The organism is Chitinophaga sancti, from assembly GCF_034087045.1.
GTDB lineage: Bacteria > Bacteroidota > Bacteroidia > Chitinophagales > Chitinophagaceae > Chitinophaga > Chitinophaga sancti_B.
Genome location: NZ_CP139247.1, coordinates 6,755,476 through 6,772,733 on the forward strand (window position 1 = coordinate 6,755,476; position 17,258 = coordinate 6,772,733).

Here is a 17,258-nt window from a genome sequence, read left to right on the forward strand (position 1 = left end):
ATTAACTCTTACAGAATACTATCATACATTGATATATGGTAGTCTTGACCTTGACACAATCTTAACAATACATTTAACTTTTAAATCTACCCCGAACTTACACGATCTCTTTCAAAAAAACATTCTAAACCATGAACTTCAAAACAAAGTTGGCACAACTTGGCAAGCAGCCAGACATGATCCTCATTATAACAGACGAACAGCGTGCTACACAGCATTTCCCTCCGGGATTGGAGGAAACAAATCTTCCAACGCTGACCTTTCTAAAAAAGAACGGTTTCAGCTTCGACAGAGCTTTCTGTAATACCTGCATGTGTTCTCCCAGCCGTACCACATTATTTACAGGAATTTATCCGGCTAAACATAAGGTTTCTCAAACACTGACTATTGGCGGTCCTTTATCTCCTTCGGAACCAACCATCAGTACTTCCTTACCAAACATCATGAATGTACTTTGGAATGAAGGTTATGATGTGCAGTACCGCGGTAAATGGCACATGAGTAAGGGCGTTGCCGGTAATGGAGCATCCACGAATTATGATAACCTTACATCGGCCGATATTTCTCTATTGGTGCAATGGGATGGATAGCCCCGGATGCAGGAGAAGATGTAAATCCTTTAAATTTTGGAGGAGGATTTGCCAACCATGATGCCAGGTATGTGGCCGAAGCCATCAAATACCTTCAGGAGGTAAAAGTGAAAAGAGCTGCAGGTGAATACAAACCTTATTGCCTGATCTTGTCGCTGGTAAACCCGCACGACGTACTGGCTTATCCCAAAACAGCAGCGACCTCTGGATATTACCCTGCCGCCTGGTCAACAAGGGAAATTGGATTACCCGATACCGTAAACGAACATTTGCTGGCCAATAAAAAACCGATGGCGCAGGAACAAATCCTATTGGGCATGGATGCTTCTTTAGGGCCTTTAGCAACAGTAGAACAAAAGTTGGATTATATAAATTTTTACGGGTACCTGTTAACCCTCGTTGACAAAGAGATAGGTAACCTGATTAAAGAATTGTATGCTAAAGATGGGGCTGGAATAAGCCTGGCTGATACAGCTATCGTGACCTACACCTCGGACCATGGAGAAATGGGACTTGCACATGGGGGACTGCGTCAGAAAACCTTTGTAGCTTACGAAGAAGCATTACGGGTTCCACTGGTTATATCCAATCCTTTTCTATTCTCAGACCACCCCATTCAACAATCTATGGCCCTGGCCACGCTGGTCGACATCATGCCTACGTTTATGGAGATTGCTAATGTATCTAACTCTCCTGCCGGACTTGCAAGCACAAGCTTGTTGCCAATTATGCAGGATGGTACACCTGTACAGAATAGCATATTGTTTACATACGATGATACAAAAGCAGGTTCCAATAGTCAATGGTCTGTGGTAAATGCTGCAAATCGTATCCGATGTATCCGTACAGAGAAATGGAAGTATAGTTATTATTTTGATGCCTCGGGAGCTTATTACAACGAATATGAACTATACGATTTGGTAAACGATCCATCTGAATATACCAACCTTGCCTATGATCTGGCATACAACGAGGTTAGAATGGATATGGAAACACAGTTGCATAAACTTGAAGAAGATAAGCTAAGAGTACATAGCCCGCAACAATCTCAAAGCGTTCAGGAACCTTAATTAAATTACATTATAGCGCATTCATAATTATTAACAACGATATTGGCGTATAAATATTAAAATTGATAAATGCTTCTTGCATGTTGCAGCCCAACTGGTGCATAAGTCGCGCTATATTCGGTGCAAATCAGCCTTTGTTGATGCTGCAAGACCTTACGCCACCAAAACGCTTTTCCTGTACGCGATCATATTCTTTCACATAGTCAGGGTTTCCCGTTTCCATCAGTCTGTCCCACCAATGGAAATACAGACTGTAATTGCCTTTGAATTTACAGTGGTGAAGATTGGGATGTACAGGAGTATCGATGATCTCGAAGAGGTATGAATGGCAAAGTCCTTTCGGCATAATCACGTAACCAGGATGACCAGACACATTGATGATTATGCTGATAACGGTAAAGAGGATGCGCACATCCTGGTGCATAGGCAGGATAAAGGCAAGTATCAGTACTATAGCAAGCTATATGTAAATGAATACACATTCTTTATCTAAGTATTACCACCCATCCAGTAAAATGCAACGGTATTAAGGTTTTTAAGTCAATCACATAATAATAAGTACCTATGGGCAACGGTTGACCATTATAACGACCATCCCACTGATTGTTGTACCCACCGGTACAATGAAAAACCAGCTGACCATATCGGTTAAAAAGTAAACCTCCAAGCAGCCCCTCGCTGGTCATAAGATTCCATTGTGATAATTTGGATCTCAAAATGCATTATGAGTTCCAAAGCAAAAAAGACAATCAAGCCTAGATTAACTCCCGAACAAACTCGGCCTCTTATTGAGAATTTTGAGCGTCAGGGTCAGAGTATAAAAGACTTTTGCCAGAGATATGGTATTAGTGAAGTTACATTTTACAATTGGCGTGCGCCCATGAAGGCTGTTTAATAAATGTATCAATGGCAAGGTACCAGACTAGTGTTCTTTATAAGTCTGTCATCACCAGCTTATCTGTGAGGGAAACCAATAACAGGGAGTGTAGCATGCTGGGCAAGCCTTAAGTCAGTTAGTTATCAAACTGCGACTGAAAGGTGGATGAGATCACGTTACAAGGATAAAGTCCTTACTGACTGAATGATAATTCGAGCGGGGCCCGTAAACCCTTTGATGTAAGATAACTAAAATCGTCATACTGTGATACCTAGTCTCTTTCGCCAATGGAGACCGGGCGTGAACAGATCACAGCGCAGCTACTGTAGGTAGAAAAGAATGGAAGTCATATCCGATAAACGAGAATGCTTTGTTATTAAACAGATGAATGGGGATTACTCTAAGTCGGAATGCCGCTGGTGCGGCTATAAAGCGCAGGCTTTTGAAAATCCGATATGGTAACGGAGCTTCCGTAGTAGTTCGAGCAAGGGAAAACCTTGTACATGGCGAAGGGATGCAGCCAATATCTTTTAATACAATTAAAGGAAAATGTGTGAGACATTATGAGAAATCCGGCAAACGTATTAAACAGTCTATCAACGCACAGTAATTTACCCGGCTATAAGTTTAAAAGGTTGTACAGGATATTATTCAATGAGGAAATGTATTACACCGCTTATCAAAACATTTATGCTAAACCGGGTAATATGACTGAGGGTATATCGGACAATACAATTGATCAGATGAGCCTCACCCGAATTGAAACACTCATCAATACAATCCGGGATGAAAGTTACCATCCCTTACCTGCGAGAAGGGCTTACATTCTGAAGAAAAACGGGAAAAAGCGTCCGTTGGGCATCAGTGTTTTCGAAGACAAATTATTGCAAGAGGTTATCAGGATGGTATTGGAAGCAATCTATGAAAATAGTTTCTCTCCGACATCACATGGGTTTAGACCACAAAGAAGCTGTCATACGGCGATCATGCAAATTAAGAGGACGTTCACAGGTGCTAAATGGTTCATTGAAGGTGACATCAGTGGATTTTTCGACAACATCAATCATGATGTTTTGATCAACATACTGAAAGAAAAAATAGATGATGACCGCTTTATTCGTTTAATCAGGAAGTTCCTAAATGCAGGTTATGTGGAAGATTGGGTATTTCATAATACCTATAGCGGAACTCCGCAGGGTGGTATTGCAAGCCCTATTTTGGCCAACATTTATTTGGACAAGCTGGACAAGTATATGGAAGAGTTTAAAAAACGATTCGATACCGGAAAAGCAAAGAGAGAAAATCCCGTACAATCCAGACTATGGCGAAGGAAAGAAATGTTTGTGCAACAACTCCAAATAGAGAAGGAGCCTCAGCAGCGCACTGCATTGATCAGGGCAATAAAAGCGATTGAAAAAGAAAGAGCGCTGATTCCACCACGTGACGAGATGGACAATAATTATAGAAGGCTACAGTATGTAAGATACGCGGATGACTTTATTGTTGGAGTGATAAGCAATCTTGAGGACTGTAGAACCATCAAACAGGATATTAAAAACTTCCTGAATGATAAATTAAAACTAGAACTCTCAAATGAAAAAACGCTTATAACCCACGCTAATTCACCAGCGAAATTTCTGTCATATTATCTGACTATAAGCAAATCTAACCTAACAAAAAGGAACTCAAAGGGGGCATTACGCAGGGACTATAATAAACGCCTTGTCGTAAAAATCCCACCTGATACGATCAAAAAGAAACTGATTGATTATCGTGTCATCAAATTTAAGAACAATAATGGCATGGAGAAATGGGTTTCATATTACAGACCCAATTTGCTTTACAAGGACGATCTGGAATTACTCCAGCAGTATAATGCGGAGATAAGAGGCTTCTATAATTATTACTCGCTAGCATTAAATGCCAGCTCTGTACATTCTTTTAAGTATATTATGGAGTACAGTATGTATAAGACTTTTGCGGCAAAGTATCAGACTTCAGTTTACAAAATTTGCAGCAAATACATTAAAAATGATGTCTTTACAGTAAACTATATTAACAAAAAAGGAAATGTAAGATCACAATTCTTCTATGAGACAGGTTTTAAACAAAAGCCAAAGGCTATAATGTACAATGTTGACATCATCCCCCAAGTTGCTTACACCTATGGTACCACCAGCCTGATAGATAGGCTTAAAGCGCGAAAATGTGAATTGTGTGAAAGCGTCGATGACCTTGAAATGCATCACATTCGCAAGATGAGTGATATTAAAAAGGGTAAACAGCATTGGGAAAAGATGATGATAGCAAGACGCAGAAAAACGATGGCCGTATGTAAATCATGTCACCAAAAGATACACAACGGAGGGTAGACCGCGGATATTGGGGGAGAGCCGTATACCTGGGAACGGGTATGTACGGTTCGGAGGCGAACACAGGGAAACCTACTATAGCAATATAGCAAGGCGCCCGGTGTTTAGCCTACGGAAAAAATTTGGTATCAAACCTGATATTGATAATGCTGGATTTATAGAAATTATTCCGGCTGTTGCTTCATGCGAGCCAATAACCGAAAAGCTTTTTGCACAGGTTCGGGGAATTAATATTTATCAGCCGGTAAGTGCAGAATATCTTAAATCTCTACTGGCATGAGCAATATAGCTTTATTTACAGACCGCTACCGATATTTTCTATATACCCATCCTACAGACATGCGTAAAGGCTTTATTGGGTTGTGCGGAATAATTATCAATATTATGAAACTTAGTATCACTGATACTGATGTTTTCATATTCCTGAACAAGGATAAAACTCATATAAAGTTATTGCTGCATGAAGATAATGGATTTACTATGTTTTACAGGAAACTCGATCGCGGTAGGTTTACACTTCCTGATTCACCGCAGGGTGACAGCGGACCATTGCCAATAAAAGCTAATGAACTATTGGCAATTATCAAAGGGCTGTCTTTCCATAAATACCGACAGTATAGCTCCTGAAAAATAGCATCATAAAAATATTATTCTATAACAAGGGAGGCAGATCAAACAAAGATCTGCCTCCCTTGTTATAGAACTATCTCCATGAAAAAATATCAGCGTACATACAAATCAATGAATAATCCAGATCATCATAACGATGAAAAAGATCAGCTAATACTTTTACTACAGGAGCAGCTGTCGTTGATGCAACAGGAACGTGAGACCATGCATATAATCCTGATAGATCAGGCTAGCATAATTATCAAACAGCAACAGCATTTAACTCATCAAAGGGAGGTTCTTAAGCAAAAAGACCAGACGATCCATTCACAAGGCGAACAACTACTTCAATCTAATAACCTCATCAGGCAGCAGGATCAGACTATCTCTCAACAGTATCAGCTGCTTGACAAGCAGCAAAAGGAACTCGTGAAAATGGATAGGATCACTCATGAACTCAGGATGGTAAAAAAGTGGATACATGGTATCAGAAGTGAAAGAAGACATACTGAGGCAATTGCGACGCAGTCTGGTGTTATACAGGGAACATTATCTCTTGATGTAGATGAATGGGGTGTGTGCAAGTTGAATAGTACACAGGTTATTGCTGCCCATGTACGATGCAGTGTATCTGTTGCACCAAAGAAAAGAGGTGGCCGGCATGACTTTCCGGAAGGATTGGAAGAAGAAGTAATAACATTAGATGTGAAGAATCTTCCGTCAGGTGCAAGGTTATTACGTGTGGAAGAAACGCGGCAGCTTGCGTGCACACCGCTTCGCTGGTATTTAAAAGTTATAAAAAGACCAGTTTATATTGTTTTATCAGGTTTATAAATAGCTCTTAGTTTAGCCAGTGCCTGACCAACGGTCAATTTATTAGGAGGGGAAAACGATAGCATGACAATATCTTATTTGCTCCTCAATATCGGTAAAATCAGGGAAATTATGTAAATGTATGGCTTTTAAGCTACTATAGGAAAGTTCCTTAAATCACAAGGACGGGGTTGGTTGTTAGTTTACATACCAAGTGTACACTTAAAGGTAGCATTAACCACACCTGGTATGATTACTACCAGGATCACTACCGGAAGGCCAACATACCATAACTTTTCCACCCGATCCATTTGTGAGTAAGTGACACCAGCAGGGCCCGGATCAGACTGAAGAAAGCACTGGTGGCAAGCATGGAATGCATGGCCTGCGATCCTTTCGCAGCGGCCATAAAGTTATAGAACAGTACGCTCCACAGATTGGATAGAAGTATAGAAAGAAGAATGTAAGGAAGTTACCTAATGGATTTTTTATTGCACCTCAATTATAATATATAGTACCTGATTTTTCGAAAATAAAAAAAAGAAATTTATCCGGATTACATTTTACTTTACAGCTATTATGTAACCCGTTTTACTATTCCAACTTTAATACAAGATCTCTTATTGTTTATCCTTTAAAAAACCCATAAGACCCTCAAACTACAAAAATCGAAAAACGTATCATGACACAAAACCCCCTGGCGAAACATCACCCTCGTCCGGCACTTCAATGCACATACCCTAAAAAAAATTCCATGACCACTACTCAAGTCCAATTCAACAAAGGGAAAGGCATTCGCCTGTACACCCCTGATCAGGATGAATACATCGACGCCGTGTCCGGCACCTTTAACCTGGCATTAGGTTACAGCTACCCCGAACTGATTGATGCGCTCAAAACGCAGCTGGAAGACCTTATCCACGTATCGTCTTCCTTCACTGGCGACCTTGCCCAGCAAGTACTGGATAGCATTCTTGCCCATGCACCAGCCCATATCACCACCGGCTGGATGCGCGACATTATTGGTTCCACAGCCAATGAAGGAGCCGTTAAAATTGCCAACAAGTATAATGGCAGAAATGAGGTCATCAGCCTCTCCCTGTCCCACCACGGACAGACACTTTTCGCGACCGCCATTTCAGGTAATGCCTTCCGCCGCAAATCTTTTCCACAGACGGTTGTAACTCAGAATGGTATTGTACCTGCGCCTTACTGCTATCGTTGCCCTTTTTCGGCAAAAGGTGCACCTGCCTGTGGTTTCCTTTGTACAGAAGCCATTCACGACTATGCTGAGTATGCCGCTTCTGGTGGTGTATCATGTATCATCATAGAGCCAATCCTCGGCAATGGTGGCAATATCATACCTCCTGAAGGTTACTTTGAACGGGTCCGCAAGATCTGTGATGAGCTGGACATTGTACTGATCGCTGATGAGGTACAAACGGGCATTGGCAGAACAGGGCACATGTTTGCAAGTGAGTACTATGACATTAAACCTGACATCATCACACTGGCTAAAGGCCTTGGTGGTATTGGTATTCCTGCTGCGGCTATACTTTACACACACCAACTGGCCGTGCTGGAGAAGTTTGAACACTCCTACACATCCGGTGGTAACCTGCTATCGCTGACAGCATCACAGAAGACCATGGAGATTGTATCCCGGGAAGGTTTCCTGGAAAACGTGCGTGAAAATGGAATAGTACTTGGCCGCCTGCTCAACAATCTCAAGGAAAAATATGGCGATGTAATCGGCGATGTACGTGGTATCGGCTACATGTGGGGATTAGAAATCGTTGATAAGGATGGTGCGCCAGATGTAGATCTTACTAACAAGATCATTGACAGTGGCCTTGAAAATCATCACCTCATACTGCGTGGCTCCCGTTATGGATTTGGGAATGTCGTGAAGGTAAGACCTTCCCTGACAGCAACAGTTGATGACATTGAGGAGATCTGTGCCCGGCTGGATAAGATATTTCATGAACTTTAAAAATTGCAAATCATGCAAGCAATTGTTTATAACAATCCCTGGGAGATCTCTATCCAGGAAAAGGAAGAACCATCTATTATACTTCCCGATGAAGTGATCGTAGAGGTTCGTGCTACAGGCATCTGCGGTACAGACCTCAGTATTATTTCCGGTGAATACATGGCACGACCGCAGGTGATCATCGGGCATGAATCTGCCGGGGTGATCGTGGATAAAGGTTCAGCTGTGGATAATTGCCAGATCGGTGACCGGGTCATCATAGACCCCACTTACTATTGCGGTTATTGTGATAACTGCCGAAAAGGGCTGCGTAATCATTGCCTGCTGAAATCCTCTACAGAAGCAGGAGTGTCTATTGATGGCACATTCACCCGGTATTTCAAAACCACGCAACGATTTATTTATCCATTGGCAGATGCGATCCCTTTCGAGCAGGGGGCCATGTCTGAGCCATTGAGTTGTGTGCTCACAGCTGTAAAAAAATTGCAGGTCACACCCTTCATGCGCACAGCTATATTGGGTGGGGGCCCTATTGGCCTGTTGTTCTACCTGGCCCTGAAGCAATATGGTATACGCGAAGGCGTGATCTATGAAGCATCGGGTAAGCGTATGCAATTGATTGAAAAGAATGACGTGTTGACTGATCGCTGGACCATGTCTCCATCGTTTGTACCGCAGAAGAACCAGTATGACCTAATCATTGATACCACGGCCAGTCTGCTGGAAAAATCCATCCAGGCTATTGCTGACGGTGGAAAGATCTCACTGATGGGATTGCGCAATAATCAGCAAACCATCAATCCACGTGAGATAGCTGATCGCAGTATTTCTATCATTGGCTCCATTGATTCACAGGACACTTTCCGGCATGCGGTGGATCTCATTAACAGCGGCCAGCTGGAGTTGCAGAAGATCATCACCAATGAGTATGATCTGCATAACTTCGATGCCGCTGTAAAGGATCTGGGTTGCGATCTGACTACCCGTCAGCGAAGCAATAATATCAGTAGTCTGAAATCAGTTATCAGGATCTCTTAAAGTTAACCAGTATGAAGTACATCATTTTTGATATAGACGGTACATTGACCGACACCACTGCTATAGACGACCATTGTTATACCCGTGCGATAGAAGATTGCTTTGGTTTTAAAGATTTCGAAACGAATTACGGATATTATCAGAATACCACTGACAGTGGCATTATCGACCAGTTGTGCCGTGAAAGACTGGGTCGCACATTTACGGAAGCGGAGCGGGATCATTTCATCACTCACTTCTGTGGATTATTGCAGCAGGCCTACCAGGAAGATCCTGCTACCATTCGTGAAATAGCGAAGGCTGGAGCTGTGATCGAGCTGTTATGCCGGCAGGAGGATTATAGTATAGGACTTGCTACAGGAGGATGGCGGCAATCGGCACATTTTAAACTGCAATGTGCGGGGATTGATGTAAGTGCCTGTACAGCTTCTTTTGCTCAGGATGCACTGGCGAGGCAGGATATTATCCATGCTACAATCCGGAAGATGAATGAAAAACATGGACTGGATACCCCACCTCCCGGCATCGTTTATGTGGGAGATGGTGTGTGGGATTATCTCACTACACAGCAGATGGGTATTGGGTTCATTGGCATTGCAAATAAGAAACTCGCTCACCTGGAGAATATTATCAGGATTGAAGATTACGATCAGCTCTATCAGCATATAGGATTATATGCTGAAAAGATTAAGTGAAAAAAGTGCTTCACCGCAGCCCATGGCTGCGGTGAAGCATGCTGATAATGACCTGTGGTACGCCTTAAAAAGATTAATAAATGTGAATTTATGCTTTCAGTTACGATTGACCAGAAACGTTCTTACCGTATAGCGACGTCCATTTTCTTTTTTATAGCAGGCCTGACCTATTCAAGTTGGGCCTGCCGTATTCATGACATCAAATCACAATTTGGGCTGGGGAACGCCGGGCTGGGGAGTGTCCTCTTTGCATTACCCATCGGGCTGATGGTGAGTCTGCCTGTGTCCGGGTGGCTGGTAACAAAGACTGGGAGCAGGAGGGTATTAATAGCCGCCGGCCTACTGTTTCCTTTTATGCTCACATTTATTGGATTTACCACACACATCTGGCAGTTGGTCATCGTATTATTCTGCTTTGGGTTTATGAACAACCTGTTTGAAATATCCATGAATACGCAGGCTGTGGGTATTGAGAATTTATATGGGCGCTCGATCATGGCTTCCTTTCATGGGCTTTGGAGCCTGGCGGGATTTACGGGTGTGGGTATTGGTACCCTGGCTGTAAACCTGAACTGGCCTATATGGCAGCACTTCCTGATAGTAGCGTTGCTATGCTGGGTGCTGGTATTCAGTGCCAGATCATACCTATTGCCGGCCGATGCGCCTACGGATGATGGGCCACTGTTTGCCATGCCGGATAGGAAGATCATGCAACTGGGATTGATCGCGTTTGCCAGCCTGGTCACAGAGGGGACTATGTTTGACTGGAGCGGGGTATATTTCCAGAAAGTGGTACAAGTGCCTGAGGCATTGACAACAGTAGGGTATATTGCTTTTATGAGTACGATGGCCGGTGGTCGATTTGTGGCGGATAAGGTAGTGACACGCCTGGGTGTGAAGCATGTGCTGACATATGCTGGTATGATCAGTAGTACAGGTTTATTGATCGCTATTCTCTTCCCGCATATCGTGACGGCTACGCTGGGTTTCCTGTTGGTAGGGATTGGCGTTTCGTCTATTGTTCCATTGGTATTGGCATTGGCAGGTAAGTCAGACACATTGCCGCCGGGCATGGCAATAGCTGCAGTGTCTACTGTAGGGTTCCTTGGATTCCTGATTGGGCCTCCGATGATCGGTTTTATAGCAGAAGTACTGGATTTGCGATGGTCATTTGGTTTAATTGCTGTCTTTGCCGGCTGCACTGTCTGGCTGACACGTGGTATTGATACAAAACAATAACAATATGAAATGGATGAATGAACCGGCCCAATGGGCTGGTGATAATCAGCAGCTGTCGATGACAGTAGATGCTGATACAGACTTCTGGCGTATCACGCATTATGGTTTTATACGTGATAATGGGCCGTTTTATTACGAAGAGCGGGAAGGTGATTTTGTAGCCAGTGTGAAGGTGAGAGGGCAATATCGGGAGCTTTTTCATCAGGCGGGCTTGATGGTGCGACTTGATGATAAGAACTGGATCAAGACCGGCATAGAGTATGTGGATGGGGTGCAAAACGTAAGTGCTGTAGTGACGCGGGAGGTATCTGACTGGTCTGTGGTACCCAGGAATGATAGTCCGGATGCGATCTGGCTAAATTTGTTGCGAAAGGGTGATTATGTGGAGATCAGTTATTCATTTGATGGAGAAAGATATGAGATGTTGCGGCTGGCTTATTTTCCTCCGGGAGGAATAGTCCGGGTAGGGCTTGTGGCCGCTGCACCGGGTAAGGAATCATTTTCAGTGTTGTTTGAAGATTTTCGGGTAAATTAAAAGAGGCTTCAATAGTAATTTTTGCCTGATTTTATTCGGGTACCTGATGGAGAGAATTGGTAATACGTCGTCCTGGATCCAAGATTAGATTCATCCATCATTTCATATGATTTGATGAGGATAACGGGGGTAATTTCCTGTTCTGCCAAAATGGTTGAGCAGGTCTATGATATCCAGAGTAGGGAGCGTTTATTCAAATTAAAGAGGTCGAAAGCTCAATTTGCCCCAGAGGAAAAGTTTCTTAATAGTATACAAATCCCTTAGTTCTACCTCAATGGCCTCGGCGATCTGAACAAGCTTAGTGAAGGTTATATTTACATTCCCCTGCTCTATTTGCGACATATTAAAGTTTAAAAAACCACCCTTGAATTCCAAACAATAAAATTGTACCTTCCCTGCCATCAGACAGGCCCCAGTTCATAAGTAGCCATACCTTACTGTAAGCAATTCATTAACCATTTAAGTCCCACAATTATGAAGCTAATACTACTCATGCTAGTAGTTGCTGCTCGCTCCGTATCCGCGGCTGACTATTCCGTAGCCATCACTAACCATGCGAACACCAATGAAAGTCTTCCCGGAGGTAGTTATACCATCACCGTTACCGGCACTGCCAGCGGCACAGATACCGTTACGGTCAACTTTACAATCAGCGGAACCGCAGTACCGGGTGTACATTACCAGGCTTTTCCACAGCAAATCAAGATCCCCGTCACTGATGGTAATGGCAGCTTTACCTTCCCGGTCGTTCCTGTACAAAATAGAATTGTTGAAGATTATGCCGATGTTATACTCTCTATTCAAAGTGCAACTGCTACTTCATCAGCAAGCGTGGATGTCGATGCCACTCCTACTACCCTCAGGATTTACGATGATGACTGGATAAATACAATAATTTCTCTTACCGGTTCAACAAATGGAACAGAAGGCGGACCCAATGCAACCATTACTGCCAGCTTGTCCAGCGATTATATAGCAGGTCAGGCCATATGGGTCAATGCTAATTTTGGTGCCGGTACTACTACTGGTTTTAATGATATTGACGGGCCAACATTAAGGATTGATTCAGGCCAACATAATGTAATTGCCGAGATCAACGTGCTTGACGATAAAGTGAAGGAAGACACTGAATTGATATACTTTGAAATCGTCAATATTACCGGCGGTGATTTTGAGCTCAGGTATGATGCTTCAACCTATGGTCCTATTTATGTATTTGATAATAATGATACTATTGAACCTGTAAGAAGCGCGAATGTCTTCATTAACTATGTCGGAAGTCCAAGGGAGGCCGGTCCTCAGGTAGACGGTTATATTTCCCTCTATTCAATTCCTTCTGGAGATGATTTTCTTAGACAACCCATCACTGTAAAAGTCAGGATGGAGGGAAATGCCATTGAAGGAGTGGATTATCTTCCCTTGGATAGTTTTGTGATCCCTGTATCAAAGTATACCGACGGTACCGTAACTGTGCCGATTCACCCTATTGATGATAACATCATAGAAGGTAACGAATATATTCACGCCATCCTCGTAAGTGCAAGCACGCCAACAGGTGATCCCATCACAGTATATAATAATAACCCATTGGCCACGGTTCCGCTATATGATGATGATTTTGAAAAAAGATCTGTTGGTATTTCCGCGGTGGCTAATGGCAGAGAAGGTGGCCCGGGAGCGAGCCTTACATTATCCTACCCGGATAGCCTTGTATCTGCAGAAGATTTGTATGTGAATTACCATGTTATTCCAGCCGGTACTACTGCCACCGAAGGCGTTGATTATACAATACCGCCTCTGCTTATTCCTGCAGGACTACATAGTGCTACCCTTCCAATCAACATAATAGATGATCGCAAGGTGGAGTCAACAGAATATTTAAACCTCCAGATTGACGGAGGATATGGAGATAGTACAATTTATCCTGTTAATTCGGATAGTGTGGCAGTGATTGCAATTGAAGATAATGATTCCAGTTACATCCGGCTTTGCATTCCTAATGTGTTTACACCAAATGGCGATGGCAGGAACGATTTGTTCGTGATCCGGGGATTAGAGAATTATCCTGGTTCAAGACTTTCTGTCTATAATTTGCTGCGGGGCGGCGTGCTTGTTTACAGGTCGGATAATTATGATAATAGCTGGGATGGACGTGTTGCCAGTCCGGGATTATATAGTTATATCCTGGAAGTAAATGAGAGCGGGCGAAGGAAGATCTATATGGGAAAACTGGTTATTATTAAATAAAAAAGGGTCGGCAGAATGCAAGCATGGAGAAAAACCCATAATGCGCCTTTTGACTTTTCTACGTAAGCAATGGGGGAAGCTCATCATGAAATTGCAACCATATATTTTAACCCTGTAGGCCTTGTAGTCAGGTCCTGCAGGGTTATTTTACCTCGGATTTACCCGGACAATCATGAATAAAAAGTAAAACTATTTGGATATTGTTGTCGTGTATACTATCTTTGCGACAACAATTAAATTTTTAGAAAATGATACAATTAACATTTGCCTCACTACAAGTGAGAAATCTGGAAGCATCAAAAGAATTCTACACCAAAAAATTAGGATTTGAAATTGACAATTCTAATCCGCAAGCCTGTGTATTTAAGTATAATCAAGGACAAGCAAGTTTTGCCATTCGCACACCGCTTGAGCCAATCGAGGAAAAAGAATTGGGTATTGGGGTAGCACTTTGGTTTGCTGTTAACGAAAATGTAGATGAACTGAAAGAGAAACTCATTACAAATGGAATAACTACAACAGGACCAATTTTTGAAACCCCTTTTGGCAGGGCATTCCACGTAAAAGACCTTGACGGCTATAAACTTACTTTTTTAAATACAATATAAATTTATGGGAAATAGAATATTGGTTACAGGGTCTACAGGCAGCTTGGGGAGCAAGGTTATTAATCTTTTAAAAGAGAAAACAGAAGTTGAAAATCTAACAGTTTTGGTTAGAGAAAGAGACGATAAAAATGAATTTGCAAAACAATATACCAAGGAGGGCATAGAAGTAAAAATTGGAAATTATGCCGATTTGGAAAGTTTGGAGAATGCTTTTAAAGGCATTGATGTTTTATATTTCGTTTCAGGTGCAGATGAAAATCAGCGAGCCATACTTCATAAAAACGTAGTCGATGCGGCAAAAAAGGTTGACGTTAAACACATTGTTTATACCAGTTCGGTATGGAATGACGAAAGTGCTGCTTCCCCTTTAGCAAATCTTGTGGATTCCCATTTACAAACTGAAAACGCGATTAAAGCTTCGGGAATGAACTACACCATATTGAAGCATAATTTATATGCTGAAGTAATCGCAATGTTGATTGGCGATAAGAGCCAGCTATTAAAAACAAAAACAATCTATCTGCCTACAGCAAATGGTTCAGCTTCATTTGCACCTAAACAAGATTTAGCAGAAGCAGCCGCAATTATTCTTTTGAGCCCTTCAGCCTATACAAATAAGGTATTGGAGCTTAGCGGTAGTGAGCGGACTACCTTTTCAGAAATTGCCGAAATTTTCTCGAAGATTGTGGAAGAACCTATTCAGTATGTTTCTCCGGAAATAACCGAATTTAAAACTACAATGAATAAATTTGGTTTACCCAATCATATTATCGAAATATTGTGCAAATTCAGTATAGCCATTGCCAACGGGGAATTTGACCGGCAATCGAATGATTTGGAAACTGTTTTAGGAAGAAAAACAACGCCGTTGTCCGAGTATTTAATGTTAACTTATAAATAATGTCAATGTCTTAAACGCAACTAATTTCGTTTAGGACATTTGATTTATCAGAAATAATTCAAAATGTTTAAAGAAAAGAGAATAAAAGTGGAAATATATTAGCTGATTTAATAAAGGAATGGACTTTAAAATATTAAGTGTTCGGGTAGTTTTAAGTTTCATCACAAATGCTTCAATACGAGTATGCAAAAAAAAATAGAATTTAAGTTCAAAAACCCAGGTGAAAGTCCGGGTTATCTACTTGGACAAGTAACCTTGCTGTGGCAACGTAAACACAAAAAAGTTTTAGACCCGTTGAATTTGACCCAAACGCAGTTTGTTCTTTTGACTGCATTGGGCTGGCTTTCAAGAGAAAATGATACGGTAACACAAGTGGATATTGCCAATCAGGGAAACGCAGACAGAATGATGGTTTCCAAAGTTCTGCGGACATTGGAAGTAAAGAAATTTATCAGCAGACAGGAACACCCGACTGACACGAGAGCCAAAGTAATCAAATTGACAAATGAAGGTGCAAAAGTTCTGCAAAAAGCATTGACAGCAATTGAAAATGCTGATATAGAGTTCTTTTCGGTTATAGACAATAAGCTGTCGTCATTCAATTCGAATATGATAAATTTAATAGAACAAAACAAAGAAGAATAAAAACGTATCTATATCAATTGAGCGGTTCTTAATGCAATTCTACGCTATAAGTTTGATCAGAAAGGCATTACATTAATCCAGCCGCCGAAAGATGAAAACTTCGAACTTTTCAGGAAAGATGATGCTTCCTGAAAACCTGCGGCGTCATCCCAAATTCTTTTTTAAAAAGCCGTATGAATGAGCTTTGGTTCACAAAGCCACAGGAACTGCAAATCCCGCTGACAGTCTGATTTGTTTTTTTGAGCAAACGGCAAGCCTTCTTCATTCTAAGACGTGTAAGGTACTGGTTCGGCGAGACTTCGTATGTTGCTTTGAATAACCGGAGAAAGTGAAAAGTGGAGATATGAGCGGCACCGGATAATTTTGCGAGGGTAATCTCTTCATCCATATTTTCATGCATATACTTTATTGCCAATTTGAGTTTTTGGTGCAAATCAGCCTTTGTTGATTCCGCAAATGCCTTGACGCGGTTGACCGTTTTATATTGTTCCAAATCAAACCAGGGCCTTTGAGGACGATTAGCCGGGTAGCCGTTTTTTTGCCTGAACGTTTTACGTTCACTCGTGAAGTCCCACCAATTCAAAGCACTGTCAGGGTGATCAGAATAATACACAACTAAACGAAATTGATCTTCCACACAAGGGTCGATCCACACACCTGTCTGCAGTTCCAGTCTGTCAAACAGTTTTGCCGGATCTTTGCCCCTGATCTCCTTCAAGGAATAAAAGCCGAGTTGCATAAGATTCTCTGCAAACTGTTTCCCGATTGAAGGAATAGTTTGAAACTCGGATATGGCCCTAAGCTCCATCGCACGTATTCCGGAGACATTCAAAACAGCTTTTAATTCACGGATCGAACGATGATGAATTTCTTTTAACTTTATTCCATTGGCTCTAAGTATTCGCTTTTCGGAGTCCAGAATGTCTGATCTGTTCAGGAAAGGGTCATTCATATTCTGCAAATGTTAATAGATAATTATTATTGTCTACTATCGAAAACTCTGTGGCACCATAAAAAGTTTTTTCA

18 protein-coding genes are annotated in these 17,258 nt (G+C 41.9%); 15 read left to right on the forward strand and 3 right to left on the reverse strand.

The genetic code is table 11. The features are described from left to right. The first annotated feature begins 131 nt into the window (after positions 1–131). The gene (locus SIO70_RS27095; RefSeq protein ID WP_320576104.1) at positions 132–590 is read left to right on the forward strand and encodes a sulfatase-like hydrolase/transferase; all 459 of its coding nucleotides are present in this window, start codon (positions 132–134) and stop codon (positions 588–590) included. Next, positions 578–1,660, forward strand: a complete 1,083-nt coding sequence (locus tag SIO70_RS27100) for a sulfatase/phosphatase domain-containing protein (protein WP_320576106.1) — start codon at positions 578–580, stop codon at positions 1,658–1,660. The genes SIO70_RS27095 and SIO70_RS27100 overlap by 13 nt, the downstream gene beginning before the upstream one ends. A 127-nt stretch (positions 1,661–1,787) precedes the next feature. On the opposite strand, the gene SIO70_RS27105 is transcribed toward SIO70_RS27100, so the two are convergent. Continuing rightward, a complete protein-coding gene (locus tag SIO70_RS27105) occupies positions 1,788–2,084 on the reverse strand; it encodes a hypothetical protein (RefSeq protein ID WP_320576107.1) in 297 nt (98 codons plus the stop codon). Between the two features lie 61 nt (positions 2,085–2,145). Then, positions 2,146–2,346: a gliding motility-associated C-terminal domain-containing protein gene (locus SIO70_RS33530; protein ID WP_414017940.1), complete on the reverse strand. Its 201-nt coding sequence runs from the start codon at positions 2,344–2,346 to the stop codon at positions 2,146–2,148. A 38-nt stretch (positions 2,347–2,384) separates the two neighbouring features. Here SIO70_RS33530 and tnpA point away from each other — a divergent pair, with 38 nt between their 5' ends. The 13 genes from tnpA to SIO70_RS27165 all read left to right on the forward strand — a co-directional run bounded on the left by tnpA (position 2,385) and on the right by SIO70_RS27165 (position 16,232). Then, entirely contained in the window at positions 2,385–2,555 is a 171-nt protein-coding gene (gene tnpA / locus SIO70_RS33535) for an IS66 family insertion sequence element accessory protein TnpA (protein WP_414017882.1), read from the forward strand. A gap of 545 nt (positions 2,556–3,100) precedes the next feature. After that, a complete protein-coding gene (locus SIO70_RS27110) occupies positions 3,101–4,909 on the forward strand; it encodes a reverse transcriptase domain-containing protein (protein ID WP_414017883.1) in 1,809 nt (602 codons plus the stop codon). Positions 4,910–5,185: 276 nt separating this feature from the next. Next, positions 5,186–5,536, forward strand: a complete 351-nt coding sequence (tnpB, locus tag SIO70_RS27115) for an IS66 family insertion sequence element accessory protein TnpB (RefSeq protein WP_320576111.1) — start codon at positions 5,186–5,188, stop codon at positions 5,534–5,536. Positions 5,537–5,620: 84 nt separating this feature from the next. After that, complete coding sequence (locus SIO70_RS27120; RefSeq protein ID WP_320576113.1) at positions 5,621–6,352, forward strand: hypothetical protein; 732 nt, start codon at positions 5,621–5,623, stop codon at positions 6,350–6,352. 733 nt (positions 6,353–7,085) lie between these two features. Further along, positions 7,086–8,324: an aspartate aminotransferase family protein gene (locus tag SIO70_RS27125; RefSeq protein WP_320576114.1), complete on the forward strand. Its 1,239-nt coding sequence runs from the start codon at positions 7,086–7,088 to the stop codon at positions 8,322–8,324. 12 nt (positions 8,325–8,336) lie between these two features. Beyond that, positions 8,337–9,362, forward strand: a complete 1,026-nt coding sequence (locus SIO70_RS27130) for an alcohol dehydrogenase catalytic domain-containing protein (protein ID WP_320576116.1) — start codon at positions 8,337–8,339, stop codon at positions 9,360–9,362. A gap of 11 nt (positions 9,363–9,373) precedes the next feature. Next, a complete protein-coding gene (locus tag SIO70_RS27135) occupies positions 9,374–10,057 on the forward strand; it encodes an HAD family hydrolase (protein WP_320576119.1) in 684 nt (227 codons plus the stop codon). Between the two features lie 90 nt (positions 10,058–10,147). Beyond that, the gene (locus tag SIO70_RS27140; protein ID WP_320576121.1) at positions 10,148–11,296 is read left to right on the forward strand and encodes an MFS transporter; all 1,149 of its coding nucleotides are present in this window, start codon (positions 10,148–10,150) and stop codon (positions 11,294–11,296) included. A gap of 4 nt (positions 11,297–11,300) precedes the next feature. Continuing rightward, complete coding sequence (locus SIO70_RS27145) at positions 11,301–11,831, forward strand: DUF1349 domain-containing protein (RefSeq protein WP_320576123.1); 531 nt, start codon at positions 11,301–11,303, stop codon at positions 11,829–11,831. Positions 11,832–12,305: 474 nt separating this feature from the next. Continuing rightward, positions 12,306–14,078 carry a gliding motility-associated C-terminal domain-containing protein gene (locus SIO70_RS27150; protein ID WP_320576125.1) on the forward strand — a complete coding sequence of 591 codons (1,773 nt, stop codon included), beginning with the start codon at positions 12,306–12,308 and terminating at the stop codon, positions 14,076–14,078. Positions 14,079–14,326: 248 nt separating this feature from the next. Continuing rightward, positions 14,327–14,686, forward strand: coding sequence for a VOC family protein (locus SIO70_RS27155; RefSeq protein ID WP_320576127.1), 360 nt, complete (start codon positions 14,327–14,329; stop codon positions 14,684–14,686). 4 nt (positions 14,687–14,690) lie between these two features. Continuing rightward, positions 14,691–15,587, forward strand: coding sequence for an SDR family oxidoreductase (locus SIO70_RS27160; protein ID WP_320576128.1), 897 nt, complete (start codon positions 14,691–14,693; stop codon positions 15,585–15,587). Positions 15,588–15,770: 183 nt separating this feature from the next. Further along, positions 15,771–16,232, forward strand: coding sequence for a MarR family winged helix-turn-helix transcriptional regulator (locus SIO70_RS27165; RefSeq protein WP_320576130.1), 462 nt, complete (start codon positions 15,771–15,773; stop codon positions 16,230–16,232). Positions 16,233–16,341: 109 nt separating this feature from the next. On the opposite strand, the gene SIO70_RS27170 is transcribed toward SIO70_RS27165, so the two are convergent. After that, the gene (locus SIO70_RS27170; RefSeq protein ID WP_320576132.1) at positions 16,342–17,184 is read right to left on the reverse strand and encodes a helix-hairpin-helix domain-containing protein; all 843 of its coding nucleotides are present in this window, start codon (positions 17,182–17,184) and stop codon (positions 16,342–16,344) included. Positions 17,185–17,258 lie beyond the last annotated feature (74 nt).

Excerpts from the sequence above, each read along its gene's own strand:
- SIO70_RS27095 (WP_320576104.1), top strand. The coding sequence starts at position 132 with ATGAACTTCAAAACAAAGTTGGCACAACTTGGCAAGCAGCCAGACATG.
- SIO70_RS27100 (WP_320576106.1), top strand. The coding sequence starts at position 578 with ATGGGATGGATAGCCCCGGATGCAGGAGAAGATGTAAATCCTTTAAAT.
- SIO70_RS27105 (WP_320576107.1), bottom strand. The coding sequence starts at position 2,084 with ATGCACCAGGATGTGCGCATCCTCTTTACCGTTATCAGCATAATCATC.
- SIO70_RS33530 (WP_414017940.1), bottom strand. The coding sequence starts at position 2,346 with ATGACCAGCGAGGGGCTGCTTGGAGGTTTACTTTTTAACCGATATGGT.
- tnpA (WP_414017882.1), top strand. The coding sequence starts at position 2,385 with ATGAGTTCCAAAGCAAAAAAGACAATCAAGCCTAGATTAACTCCCGAA.
- SIO70_RS27110 (WP_414017883.1), top strand. The coding sequence starts at position 3,101 with ATGAGAAATCCGGCAAACGTATTAAACAGTCTATCAACGCACAGTAAT.
- tnpB (WP_320576111.1), top strand. The coding sequence starts at position 5,186 with ATGAGCAATATAGCTTTATTTACAGACCGCTACCGATATTTTCTATAT.
- SIO70_RS27120 (WP_320576113.1), top strand. The coding sequence starts at position 5,621 with ATGAAAAAATATCAGCGTACATACAAATCAATGAATAATCCAGATCAT.
- SIO70_RS27125 (WP_320576114.1), top strand. The coding sequence starts at position 7,086 with ATGACCACTACTCAAGTCCAATTCAACAAAGGGAAAGGCATTCGCCTG.
- SIO70_RS27130 (WP_320576116.1), top strand. The coding sequence starts at position 8,337 with ATGCAAGCAATTGTTTATAACAATCCCTGGGAGATCTCTATCCAGGAA.
- SIO70_RS27135 (WP_320576119.1), top strand. The coding sequence starts at position 9,374 with ATGAAGTACATCATTTTTGATATAGACGGTACATTGACCGACACCACT.
- SIO70_RS27140 (WP_320576121.1), top strand. The coding sequence starts at position 10,148 with ATGCTTTCAGTTACGATTGACCAGAAACGTTCTTACCGTATAGCGACG.
- SIO70_RS27145 (WP_320576123.1), top strand. The coding sequence starts at position 11,301 with ATGAAATGGATGAATGAACCGGCCCAATGGGCTGGTGATAATCAGCAG.
- SIO70_RS27150 (WP_320576125.1), top strand. The coding sequence starts at position 12,306 with ATGAAGCTAATACTACTCATGCTAGTAGTTGCTGCTCGCTCCGTATCC.
- SIO70_RS27155 (WP_320576127.1), top strand. The coding sequence starts at position 14,327 with ATGATACAATTAACATTTGCCTCACTACAAGTGAGAAATCTGGAAGCA.
- SIO70_RS27160 (WP_320576128.1), top strand. The coding sequence starts at position 14,691 with ATGGGAAATAGAATATTGGTTACAGGGTCTACAGGCAGCTTGGGGAGC.
- SIO70_RS27165 (WP_320576130.1), top strand. The coding sequence starts at position 15,771 with ATGCAAAAAAAAATAGAATTTAAGTTCAAAAACCCAGGTGAAAGTCCG.
- SIO70_RS27170 (WP_320576132.1), bottom strand. The coding sequence starts at position 17,184 with ATGAATGACCCTTTCCTGAACAGATCAGACATTCTGGACTCCGAAAAG.